We start from the raw sequence: 12,793 nt of genomic DNA on the forward strand, positions 1-12,793 counted from the left end.
GCACGCCATGATCCCGTTGAAGCAAATCCTGACCGGCTTTTGCGGTATCCGCGATGGCCTGGGCCGTGAGACTATCACCATCGACTTCGAGGCCGAAACCGGCGGCGGCCAGCTGGTGGCGCTGACCGGTCGCAACGGGCGCGGCAAAAGCACCATCCTCGACAACATGACCCCCTACCCCGTCATGCCCTCGCGTGTCGGCGCCGACGGTCTGGGTGCGTTCTCCTACTACGACGAGGTCTACCTGCCGGAGAACCACAAGGAACTGGAGTGGGCCATGGACGGCGTGCGATACCGCAGCCACCTGGTGATCCGCATGAACGGCAAGCGCCGCACCGAAGCCTACCTGCACTGGTTGAGCGACAAGGGATGGATGCCGATGCAGCTGCCGGACGGCACCGTCTCGGATGGCAGGATGGACACCTACAGCCGCTGCGTGGAAGGCATCGCCGGCTCGGCCGCCACGTTCTTCAGCACTGCATTCTCCGCCCAGCAGCGGCGCCAGCTATCGAGCTATCGCAATGGCGAGATCAAGAGCCTGCTGGCCGACCTGCTGCGCCTGGATGCGGTGCGGGCACGGGGCGAACGCGCGGCCGAGGTCCAGCGCCTGCTACGCGCCGGCCTGCAAACTGTGCAACAACAGGTGCTGCATCAGCGCCAGCAGCTGGTGCGGCTGGCCGCCGAACGGCACCAATTGGGCGGCGCTGACGCCAGGGCGGAGCTGGCGCGTCACAATCGCAACGTGGCCGCCGCACGGCTGGATGTCAAGCGCACCGCGCTGGCGGCCCTGCGGGCGGACCAGGCGCTGGCCGCCACCCACGAGGCACGACGCGCACAACTGCTGGCCGAACGGACCGCCACGCTCGCCGAGCGGCAGCGTGCCATCGATGCGCTCGATACCGAGTGCCGGCGCGAGGACACTGCCTCCGACGACATGGCCGAACGCCATGCCCAGCGCGCCAGCCGTCGCGAGACTGCCCTCGCCTCCTTGCGTGCGCAGCGCACCACGCTGCAGGCGTCGCTGGAACAGGTCCGGCATGCCGAGCGCGCTACCCGACGGTTGCCGAGTTGGCGCAGCGTGGTCCAGCGACGCGCAGCCCTGCTGGAGGGACTGCGCCAGAGCTTCGCCAGTGCCCAGCGCGTTGCGGCCGACCTGCGGCTGGCGCAAAGCCAGCGGGCCGCCATCGAACGCGAGGCCGGCCAGGCGGCACTGAAAGCCCAGGAGTTACGACAGCGGTTCATGCTGACGGCCGAGGTGCCATGCGCGGGAATGTCGTTGCAAAGCGGCTGCAAGCTGCTGGCGGACGCACACACGGCCCACGCCCTGCTTCCCGACGCCAGCGCCGCGGTGGCGCGCCTGAACGCGGCGCATACGCGGCTGGACCACGAGATCGCCGGGCTGCGCCAGCAGGCAGGGCAGATCGCGCCCCTGCGCGCCGCCGTGGCGCGGGCGGAAGCACGCTTGGCCCGCAGCCGCGAGCGCCTTGCCGGGTGTGAACGTCTCGCCGCCCGCTGCGCATTGCTGGCGCAGTCCGGCAGCATGCTCACGGAGGTCGAAGCGCGCCTCGCTGCCCACACCCAGCAATGCATCGCCGACGCCGCTGAAGAAGAAAAGGAATACGGCGCACAGCGGCGCAAGATTGCCGAACTCAACAATCGGCGGCAGAAGCTTGCACGGCCTTGCGAAGTGGTACAGCGCATCGACGCGCTGCTGGCCGACTTTCCTGCCCCGTTCAACGCGCAAGCGCTGACACAGGCCGTTGCCGACTGCGAACAGGCCAGCGCGCGCCTGCAAGCTGCGGAGCAAGCGCAACTGGAAGCCCTGCGCGGGCAGGAACGCGCCAGGGAACTGGCGCGCCAGGAAGCGCAGCAGCGCCGCGCGTGCGAGGCGCAGGAACGCCGGATACAACAGGTGGCGCAGCACCTGGAGCAGTGGTCCTTACTGAACAAGGCGCTGGGCAACGATGGCATCATCGCGCTGGCCATCGATGACGCCGGGCCGGAACTTTCGGCGCTGGCCAACCAGTTGCTCCTGGCCTGCTACGGACCGCGCTTCTCGGTGGCCATCAAGACCCAACTGGTCACCGCCAAGGGCGAATTACGTGAAGGTTTCGACATCACCGTGCATGATGCGCAATCGGCCAGCACCAAGAGCGTGACGAAGATGAGCGGTGGCGAGAAAATCTGGATCAACGAATGCCTGACGCGCGCCATGGCGCTGTACTTGGCCCAGACCGACGGGCCGCGCTACGCCACCTTGTTCTCCGACGAGGCCGACGGCGCGTTCGACGCCCAGCACAAGCGTCGCTTCATGGCGATGAAGCGCGAGGTGCTGCGCATCGGCGGCTATGCGCAGGAATACTTCATCTCGCATACGACTGAACTGTCGGAAATGGCGGATGCGGTGATCGCCCTGGAACGGTACGCAACGTGAAATGGGATGGAGCGATAAGTTACCTCGCCGCATGTTCGCTATGAATGGATGTAAGGCGTAGCGATGAGTGGAACGGCGTCGCCTGACTACCGCCAACCAATCTCCACAGGAGCCGGGACAATTCGCACTTTCGCGGCGATACCGTAGGGCAGTCGGTGATGACATACGATCCACTTGTCGTTGGAACATCTGCACACGTCGCCTTGAATCGGCTACTATTGCAACTTTTTCATACGACGCACAGTGTACGTTACCTAACAGTTCAGCATGAGTAAAGTGCTAAGATAAAGCTTACAGACTAGTTGCATTCCGAAACATAAATTTCCTTAATTCAATAAATTGGCCAGTTTTTATGCCACAATGTAGTAGGGGTGACTTCTTTTTGCGACATGGTTGCAATCGTCCGCCAGGTTTTTTTGACAGCTACACAGTAAAGCGCTTTAATGACATCTTGTCATCGCTGCGCGGAGTGTACTCATGGAACTCGACTCAGTCCGGGAACTAAAAATGGCTGCGATGCAAGTCGTTGCCACTATACCAAAGGGAATAACTGCGGCGGGGGTTGTGTCGCGTTTTGTTTCGTTGGGAGTAGCAGCAGGATCGACAAGCCAAGGGTATCGGCTTGCCATACGTCTCCAACAAGATAGCCTAGGGACAAATGCCATTGTCGATCGTCTCAAGCACATCGCACGTGGCGAAGTAGATATTCGCATTACGGGCAGAGTTCGACCTGCAGCCTTAGCTAGCCCCGCTACTGCACGCAAGCGGCCAATCCATATCGGCAGTTCCGTAGCTCACTTCAATATGACAGCGGGAACCCTTGGGGCATTCGTTCAGACCGACAACGACGATAGTGTTCATCTGTTATCAAACAATCACGTTATTGCAAATTCAAATGCTTGCGGCTTGCAGGACTCAATCCTGCAACCTTCTCCAATGGACGGAGGCTTACAAGGCGACCGAGTCGCAGGCCTTGCGAACTGGATACCGCTGCAAACCCAAGGAAATTTAGTCGATTGCGCTATTGCGAAGCTTGATCCTGATGTTACCTATGATGCCAAGAATGTGCCCCAAATTGGCCCCCTAGGTGGCGTGTCTACAAATCCTATTTACATTGGTATGCCCGTATCGATATTTGGCCGGTCATCAAAAATGTCAGACGGTAAAGTTACCGCATTCGAAATGGATAATATTTTGGTAGGCTATCCTGTCGGAGATCTCGGTTTCGATGGACAGATTGAGATTGAAGGCGCCAGACCCGACATGCCCTTTGCAATCCATGGGGATAGTGGATCGCTCGTAATGGATAAAAAGCGTCTCGCGATCGGTTTGCTTTTTGCTGTCTCGACCAATGGTGGGACGAACGGACTGGGTTTGACTTATGTCAATCCAATAGATTCGGTATTGCAAGCCCTAAATGCTCAAATACTTTATTAGAGGACAGTAATGAATACATCCAATATTAATGAAGCTCGACACGCCAAATCAATTGCCAAGGTACACCTCGCGGATGTTCCTGGCGTAGAGGTTGCTGGTTTGGGCTTGACTCAGAGTGATGGAGGATATGCTGTGAAGGTTAATCTAGCTCATTCTGCTCCCAAGGGTTCAATACCGGATAAGCTAAATGGCGTTCCGCTTATTGTTGAAGTGGTTGGAACTGTTGCCGCTCTGTGACTTACTGCTGCGATTCTGCTTTGTACCCTGTAGCAGAGTATGACCCCGTATTGACGACACCTACTAGGCAGGAACAGTTTCGTAGTTAGAACTTGCCTTCACACAAATTCGGCGCGCATGCCCTTCCACCGCTGCGACGCACTGCGACTGAACATGCAGTGGCTAATAAATTACCTATTAATTCATTGCCGTCAAGGCGAACTGATAAGTATATTTTACCGTTTTTGCACCATTTTTTACGCATCCTGTAGATTCCGCATACGGCCATATTCTTTTCAAAACTTGTCATTCAACATGTGCAAGGTCGATTCACTACTCCTACCAATATTCGTCGTCTTATCAACGTGCTCATCCTAAGTGCGCAAAACCCAAGTCCTGTCATACTACCTTCATATCCTATTTGATCGTTCCCTCTAGGAACTCAAATCGATCTGTCACCCATCTATCTCTACACGCCCCTAGCGAGTATTATACGGCTACGAATTATCAAAGGCCTGCACATCGCCTTCGGCAGATCATTAAGACTGCGATCACTTCCAGTGGCAATGCCGATTTAACTCCTATTCGCGCCCCTCTAGATATTGAGGAATACTGGAAATGGCGCCACGTACTGAAGACAGATTGCTGCCAATCAGTTTTCCATCACCTCTGGCAAGCAATTCTACCAACATCATTGCCTGACTGCTAAAACTCATCCATACACAAAACTTGGCAGGCCTGATCATAATCTAGCCGTTTTACCGGTCTACTGGCAAACAAGCAAAGCGTGCGACGCTTCCATTATTTCTTTAAATGCACGTTTGCCGTTTGTGATTATTATGGATCGCGTTTCTTGTTGGAAGCAGGTTTTCCCATCTACTAGCCACGCACACTTTACTGAACTTACCAGGAGTTTTTTTACAACAGACAGTCGCTAAGATATACGCTAATATTATTGGATAATAGAAGGACAACAATATAGAAGCCAGCAGCTGCGCGAAGCGAAGGTTGCTGTGGATTCCCATCTCTTCCTTCTATAGCTAGCTGATCGGGTCTCGTCTAAGCGCTTTTGCTCCGCCGTACAGAACAACACGCTGCACCCTGAATGGAACAGTTGGAGCAAATCTGATGCGCATATGCCGCAACGTCGGTAGTCTGTATTGACAGTTACAATTAATGCCTAGACAATTGGTTTCAATTGAGTCAGGAAGATAGCGAACCGGTTTCGCTTTGCGAGGTCTGCCATGCCAGATGATGAACAAGATAGGTCGCTCCCTGCCAATGCAAAGGCAAAAGCATTGTCCGCCGAAACGGCTGCCATTAACGCCGAGATCGCGTACCTAGCCGCAACTCGCAAGCTGGCCGATGCCCGCGCCCCACTGCTCCAAAAGCGCCCGATCGATGGCGCTCTCGCGGCGGCAAAAAGCGCGGCCGAATTAGCTAAGTCCAGGAAGGAAGCAGCCGAATCCGATCTGGCGTGGGTGAAAGCGAGCATCGGCGACATCTCCGCTTCGGGGCTTGCTGGCGCAGTGGAACTGGGCGACAAAGTGGCGTCGATCGAAACTGCGTTGCTGGCGTCGAAAGCGCTGGCCATGGCTGCGGGCGAAGCCGTCTCCTGCCTCGCGCAGCACCTCGACGGCAGTGGCGTCGTCATCCTCGTCTATCCTTCCGGCCAACTGCCCGACGTCAAGGCCATTACCTGCTTCCGCGCGTGCAGCCGGATAGTGTCGAACGAATTTGCTATTTCGCTGCTTGAGCTTGACAACGCTATCGACATACAGGATGCAGTAAAGCTCGCGACGCCGCAGCCGGCGGCTGCAGCGAGCATGGTCCCCGCCATCGGACTCGCTGTGGAGGCCGTCTCGAAAATCCTTAGTTATTTTCGTTCCGACTTTAAAGTGGCCGGCACCGAACTGGATGCTGATCATGTGACCTTTGCCGAACTGGTCGCCGACGCATTGCACGAAAAATTGCCCAGCGCACAAGTTCGCCTGCCGCTGATGTACGAACCAGTGCCGAACACTGTCTTTGACGACTTTTTCAACAAGGAATTAGGGCCACTGGCCAACTCCCGCCAGCAGGCGCTAGCGATGCTGGAAGCCAGTGACAATCAGCTATTGCGGCTTTCCAATCAACTCGCGCAGACCACGGACACAATGGAGGAAGACAAGAGTCGGCAAGAGATGCTCGCGCGCCGGATCGCCCGGATCCGCACCGCTTCCGATCGTTTGAAGCAGGTTATACAGACCCACGATGCCTTTCTCGACAGCCTCGTCGCCAACAAGGACACCTTCGATGTTTTGATCCGCCAATACGCGGGAGTCATTAGGCAGGACGAGGAAAAACGGTTTGCCCTGACCGCCAGGGTGCACCGGATGGGCGGCTCGCACTACACGGAAAAGAACTTGTGGACGCTGTTCGGAACCATGCCGTTTCATGTAATGGGCGGAGCAGTCGTCAGTTGCTCGCTGTTCGACCTCGGGAGCGGGAACCTGCTCGCGTCAAAGACGATACCGGTGCATAGCGGCTTCTATCCCGTCAAGGACTTGGCCGCGTCTATCTCGCCATCCCAGGAACGCCATCGCGACGGGCTCGTGCCCGGCCAGAAGCCGGGGGCATAACCGCTTCCGTACTCAACAACCCAATTGGCAACACGGACAATTCGATGCTCCATTTCACCACAGTGCGATCGACGTTCTCATGGTCGTGCCTCGTTGCGCTCGGCGACGTTGTCGAGGATCGATCCGTCAAAGCAATCCAGGTCGTTGGTGGGGCCGTTGCGACAATGCTGCCCCTGCTGCAGCCGCGCCAAAGCGCGACCGCACCGCCCCTGTCCGTCGCGCCGGATGTCAGCGCCCCGGCGACATGACAGGTTATCCCGGGAGAATCGGCCAAGGCTGGGCATACCGTGCCGTACTGCGCCCGGAACGGCGCTCCTGGGCATTCCACCAGGTAGGCCTTCTTCGGGGACGGCACTGCAAGGCGACGCAGCTGCTCCCCGTTTACGGCTGCACCGGGGCCATCGTCGAAGTCACGAACGGTCCGGTGAGCGGAAACCGCATTGCTTGCTCGGTGACGATCGCCCATTCCGACCTCCCAAAGTCGATTACGGTATATGGCGCCTGCAGGGAAAACCTGACCGTCGGCGCGACAGATGACAGTACGGCCAGCGTTTTCGCCGCGCTGGAAGCGGTCTTCGAGCAGGTACAGGCGATTAAAGCGGCGTAGGACGCCGACAAGGAGTAAGCGATACGCAGGACAGCAGTTGCAGCGCGCAGGCTGGTCGATCGCGGTGCGATACGCTCACCGCCCACTCAATGGAGGTTTTCATGGCAACGAACGACAAGCACTACTGTTTCATTCCCAACAGGACCGAGGAAAGTGCCTCGGGAACCAAACAAAAAGCCGCAGTACTCAATGGCGTGAGATGGGACGCCGGCGCCACGGTGACGGTACGGTTCATGGAAGGCGACCAAGACCTGCGCGCCCGGGTCAAGGCCGTCGCCAGCGAGTGGATGGAGCATGCGAATGTCAAACTGAGCTTCGTCAATGAAGGCGAGGCTGACATCCGCATTGCGTTCAAGCAGGGCAACGGCTCCTGGTCCTATCTCGGGACGGATGCCACGTCGATTCCAGCAGACCAGCCGACGATGAATTACGGCTGGCTCACGCCCGACTCCCCGGAGGATGACGTGCGTCGGGTGGTGCTACATGAGTTTGGCCACGCGCTCGGCCTGATCCACGATCACCAGAACCCCAATGGCGGCATCCGCTGGAACAGGGATGCTGTGATCAAGGACCTGTCAGGGCCGCCGAACAACTGGGACCCGGAAACCATTGAAAACAATATCTTCAAAACATACGATGCAAAGGCGGTCACCGCCAGCGATGCCGACAGAACGTCGATCATGATGTATCCCATTCCGCAAGCATGGACGCTCGATGAATTCTCCGCTGAACTGAACAACGAGCTGTCTGTACTAGACAAGGAAATTATCGGCAAGGCGTATCCGCGCTGATCAACTCTTCTTCAGGCGTGGGGATATCATGAATGATTCAGATTATGCGATCGTGGTCGGTATCTCGCGTTATCCGGGTTTTGGGGTGACATCCACCGACGCCGCTAACTTGGACGCCCCAGTGCGCGATGCCAACGACATGTATGAATGGCTCGTTTCGCCGCGTGGGGGCGATCTGCCGCGGGATAATGTCAAGCTGATCTGCTCCAACGAGGGAACGGCGCCAGTCAGCGTTCTAGACGTTGACCCGAAGCTGCAAGAGATCCAGGATGCCTTCCATGAACTGGTGCTGAAAGCCGAACAGAACGACGCCGCGGGAAACCGCTTCCAAGTGGGCCGGCGCCTATACATCTACATGTCCGGCCACGGCTTCGCACCAAGTACTTTCACGGGCTCTCTGTTCACCGCCAACGCTACCCGACTGAACGTACCGAACATCTATGCCAGCGGCTGGCTCCAGTGGTTCGAGGACGCGGGCTGCTTCAAGGAGTTCGTCCTCTGGATGGACTGCTGCATGGACCGCCTGGTGACCGTCGAGCCAGAAGCGATCTCGCTGCTGCCGCAGGTGGTTCGTAGGCCGGCGCCGCCCACCATGGTCGCCTTCGCCGCCACCCGTTCGCTGCGCGCCCTCGAGACGGTCATCGAAGGGGCGCCCCACAGCGTGTTCACCTATACCCTGCTCAAGGGATTGAACGGCGCTGCGGTGGACACGAAGTCCGGTAGGGTCACAGGACGTTCGCTCGGGGACTACCTGCTCAACGCCATGAAGGAATGGATCCCCGCCGCGGAGATGAAAAATCCCCAAATCTCGAAGGAGCCGAACATCATCAAGGCCGACGCGGATCTGATCCTGGTCGAGCCTCCTGCGCCGGGCTTGAATCCGCCGCAATACGCCGTGACGGTGCGCTTCCCGGGCACTCCGCCGCCGGCGCGGGCCAAGATATGGTACGGCAGCCCTCTCCGCACCGATGAGCTGGAGATTGTGGATGGTCTAGCGACGCGCCCTTGTCCGCGCGGTCTGTATGTCGTCGAGGTGCCGGGACAGGGGCTGCGCAAGGGTTTCGAAGTGACAGGAAGCGGACCAGTCGACGTCACCGTCGGTCTCGCGGACCGCGGGGTTCCTGTCAAGGAGGCACCGGCGGACGGCATGTGCAGACTGCACATCGACTTGGGGGGAACATTCGAGATCTTCGTCGTCGATGCAGACTTCCGGCTGGTCGGGCGCGGCCGGGGCGGGGTTCTGCGCGAGGATATGCCGTTCGGCGTCTACAAGATCAAGACACGGCTGGGCCGCGAACTTCGCGAGGATATCATCTTCCTGGACAACGACGATCCGGTCCGGCTCGACGCCCTGCCCCGGCCAGATGCACCCATCCTGCCGGCAACGGACTCGGCTCTGGCCGAAGACAGCCTCTGGCAAATACGCGTACGCGCCGGCGATGGAGCGGAGATTTTCCTTCTGGTCAGGGACGAGCCGTCACTTGCCAGTATCGCGGACTTGAACTTGACGGCGTACGGCACCAGGCTGCTCGACGATGGCGGACGTGTATTGGCAGATCTCGACATCCACGGGGTGCGTCGGCGGCATGGAAAGAACGGTGCCGGCCACGACGTGACAACGGCGTTCGCATGCTGCCGGATCGCCCTGTCGCCAGGCGTGTACTTCCTTCAGCGTCAGTTGTCGGGAGGGACGATTCAAAAGCAGACCGTCGTGGCGCTCGACGGATGGCGCACGGAACTGCACGAGGTCCGTAGCATGGTGACGCTCGGGACGGGCCAGGATATCTCGCGCCAGCAGGTCATGGTCATGTTCGATCTGCTGGCTCCGGTGTCGAACACCGAGGGACGCCGCTACGCGGAATTGATCGCAGCGGCCACCGTGGCGCTTGCGGACCACCGCAAGATACTCGCAGGCGAGCTATACGACCGGTTGGTGGCTAGCTTTACGGACCCTATTGCCGGCCTCCTTGGCGGTCATCTGTTGTTGATCGAAGCGGAAAGTAATCCGCAATTCGACCCCACGAAAGGCCTCCCGGCCCTAAATGCGGTGGTGACACGGCTGCGCGAGCTGGTGCATGGGGCGCAGCAACCCGACATTGAGGCGCTGTCGCAGCGGTGCGCCGACCCTGCGCTGCGGGGCACGACGCCGCTCCAGTACCCGCCGCTCTACTCGCGCAGCTGGAGGCTCGCCGTCGAGGCATCCCATGAGGCCGGCAGCCTAGTCCCCGACGAGCTCTGGGGACGGGTCCATGCAAAACTGCCGACGGTGCCCTATTTTGCGTGGGCTGCCGACGACAGGAGCCGGGAAGCGCACGCGGACGGACTCGTCGCCAAGGCGCTCGAAGCCATGACGGAGCGACCGCGCTCTGCCGAGCGGCATGCGCCAGCGGCGCCGCGCGTGCCGGTGCCCACGTCCGTCACTAAGCCAGTGGGTACAGTCATGCCTTCCGGCCCCACTGCTGCCGCTGCCGCTGCCTTGCAAATGCCGGATAAGGGACCGGGCGGCGATGATGTCATCTCTAGGTTGGCGCGGCAGTGGCGTATCCCGACGGCCGCGCTGGACGGGCTGATTGCGCAGAAGGCGCCGAACGCCCTGCGGCCTCTGCGTGGCAAGCCGCCTTGAGTGCAGCCACGGACGATGGGCGCATCAGCGTAGCCGGCCTGGCCTGGCTATCTGTTCAACGATACCCGCTGCCAGCGGCGGGGTTAATCGCAGGTGCGATGCCCAGTTGCGGGGCGGCGCCGCTGCATGCGATCGATATGCAGCGCATCGTAGTGCCTGTACATGACGGCGACGCCGTCTGGCTCGGCCTCACCGCCGTGTCGGCGGCCGGGCTGCGCGTGTGGGGCGTGGTGGAAACGGCGCACAATGGGCACCTGAAAATCGGTTCCGTCGCAGCAGCGCCAATGGCAATCCTGGCAGGATTTCCACGCGACGGCGGCGGCTTGTGGCCATTCACCCGCCGTCCCACGGTGCCTGGAGCGCCCGCATGCCGTCGACTGCTTCTCTACTTGGGTGGGAGCGCGCCAGCCTTGGGGGAGGATGCGATGGTAAAGCTGAGCTTCGTCAGGCCGTACGAGTACTGGCGGCTCGCCGGCAAGGATCCAGGGCAACCCGCCGACCCGGCTCACCAATTCGGGCAGTATCTGCTGGGATGAGGCGCGAACGCCGCGCGCCGAATCAGCGGCTCAGTTGTTGGATGCGGCGCTCGGCGAAGCCGGCAAGTTATGGCGACAGCGCGCCGCTGTCGTGCGCCCGCTGAAGTCGTCGAAGATCTCCACGTTGCGCTTCTCGGCCTGAAGCGACTTGACTGGTCTTCACCAAAGCCGTGGCAATTCACCAACTCGGCTTTGGTATGACGTGTAGCGCGTGTGGTTACCGTTGTTCATACTTGTGGTCTACCCCACTTATATTGACACTGGGCTTACGCCAAGACAGCGACAATCACCGAGGAGAACACGAGTGAGCGACGAGATCTCGTTTGAACGGGAAAAATGGCTAGCCGAGCTAGAGCTCAGGAAAGCGGAGCTTAATATCAAGTCGCGGGAACAGAAGACTAGAAGACTCGGGAAGCCGAGCTTGAACTCCGGCGGACGGAGCATGCGACCTCAGCGTGGCGCAGTCCGCTTACTGTGGCCGTGTTTGCGACCGCGATTGCCGCGCTAGGGAACGCTGTAGTGACCATAGTGAATGGCGCGCAACTGCGAGAGCTGGAACAGAGAAAGCGCACAGCCGAGATCACCATGGAACGAACTAAGGCCGAATCGACCCGGATCCTCGAGATGATCAAGACGGGCAATACGGAAAAGGCTGCCGACAACCTGAAGTTCCTACTTCAAGCAGGGCTGCTTAGTGATCCGGGGCTGATGGAGAAACTGGACAAGTTTCTCAAGAATCGTTCGCCAGGCACCGGCCCGTCATTACCCGCTGCGAACGGGCGGATCGGATTCGAAGCCAGCGAGTCTCTCAGTCAGCCATTGCACGCTACGCTGCAAGCCCTGCTGAACCGCTACTTCTCCTATCTCGACAAGACAGGATTTCCGAAGCCGAAGCAAAGGGTCATGGTAAGGGTCCAGGAGCATGCCGCGGGCCTTGCGCATTATGATGAAGCCAACCATACAGTCGTCATCGATAAGCGTGTGGCTGACGATCCCTCCGTCCCCCTGCAGTCGTACAACCACTATATCCTCAACCACCCCGGCAGCCCCCAGGAGGGCCATTACGCGGCCATCCGACGTGGATTGGCCGACTATTTCGCATGCAGTTTCCTGAACAATCCTCACTTGGGTGAGAAATCCGCGCCGATACTGACACCAGGAAAACCTTATTTCCAAAGTTTAGTCAATGAGCGCACATACGCCGATTTGCGGGGTCCGTGGCCTGAAGCCAAGTCGTATATCGGTACTGAAGTATGGGGTGGCTTCTTCTGGAAATTGCGGGCAAGGCTCGGCGCACCCTTGGCCGATTCGACGCTCGCCTCAGCGTGGATGGGATTTTCAGTCCCCGGAAAGGATTCCAAGATTCCCGGGCAGTTTATCCGCGCCCTGCTCGATGAACTCAGGTCGAAGCGCGCCAGCCCGAAAAACATCGATGACGTGAAGGCGCTACTGGCGAACAGCGGGTTCCCTGACGTCGAAGAGCAGGCAGCGGTCACGCCAGCGCATTAGCGCGCGAAAGCCAGCCCGT

9 protein-coding genes are annotated in these 12,793 nt (G+C 59.3%); all 9 read left to right on the forward strand.

Annotated features, from left to right (window positions below; genetic code table 11):
- Positions 1-7 precede the first annotated feature (7 nt).
- The 9 genes from OU994_RS17490 to OU994_RS17530 all read left to right on the forward strand — a co-directional run bounded on the left by OU994_RS17490 (position 8) and on the right by OU994_RS17530 (position 12,774).
- Positions 8-2,434 (forward strand): DNA repair protein, encoded by a 2,427-nt coding sequence (locus OU994_RS17490; RefSeq protein ID WP_281606916.1) that lies wholly within the window; start codon positions 8-10, stop codon positions 2,432-2,434.
- Between the two features lie 477 nt (positions 2,435-2,911).
- Positions 2,912-3,871, forward strand: a complete 960-nt coding sequence (locus OU994_RS17495) for a hypothetical protein (RefSeq protein ID WP_281606917.1) — start codon at positions 2,912-2,914, stop codon at positions 3,869-3,871.
- 9 nt (positions 3,872-3,880) lie between these two features.
- Positions 3,881-4,108, forward strand: coding sequence for a hypothetical protein (locus OU994_RS17500; protein ID WP_281606918.1), 228 nt, complete (start codon positions 3,881-3,883; stop codon positions 4,106-4,108).
- 1,223 nt (positions 4,109-5,331) lie between these two features.
- Positions 5,332-6,708, forward strand: coding sequence for a hypothetical protein (locus OU994_RS17505; protein ID WP_281606919.1), 1,377 nt, complete (start codon positions 5,332-5,334; stop codon positions 6,706-6,708).
- A gap of 424 nt (positions 6,709-7,132) precedes the next feature.
- Entirely contained in the window at positions 7,133-7,315 is a 183-nt protein-coding gene (locus tag OU994_RS17510; protein WP_281606920.1) for a hypothetical protein, read from the forward strand.
- A gap of 101 nt (positions 7,316-7,416) precedes the next feature.
- On the forward strand, positions 7,417-8,106 hold the full coding sequence (locus OU994_RS17515) for a matrixin family metalloprotease (protein ID WP_281606921.1): 690 nt from the start codon (positions 7,417-7,419) through the stop codon (positions 8,104-8,106).
- A gap of 28 nt (positions 8,107-8,134) precedes the next feature.
- Positions 8,135-10,729, forward strand: a complete 2,595-nt coding sequence (locus tag OU994_RS17520) for a caspase family protein (protein WP_281606922.1) — start codon at positions 8,135-8,137, stop codon at positions 10,727-10,729.
- Positions 10,726-11,265 carry a hypothetical protein gene (locus OU994_RS17525; RefSeq protein ID WP_281606923.1) on the forward strand — a complete coding sequence of 180 codons (540 nt, stop codon included), beginning with the start codon at positions 10,726-10,728 and terminating at the stop codon, positions 11,263-11,265. Before OU994_RS17520 ends, OU994_RS17525 begins: the two co-directional genes overlap by 4 nt.
- 519 nt (positions 11,266-11,784) lie before the next feature.
- The gene (locus tag OU994_RS17530; RefSeq protein WP_281606924.1) at positions 11,785-12,774 is read left to right on the forward strand and encodes a hypothetical protein; all 990 of its coding nucleotides are present in this window, start codon (positions 11,785-11,787) and stop codon (positions 12,772-12,774) included.
- Positions 12,775-12,793 lie beyond the last annotated feature (19 nt).

Origin of the sequence: Pseudoduganella sp. SL102 (assembly GCF_027856995.1) — a bacterium.
Taxonomy (GTDB): domain Bacteria; phylum Pseudomonadota; class Gammaproteobacteria; order Burkholderiales; family Burkholderiaceae_D; genus Rugamonas; species Rugamonas albidiflava.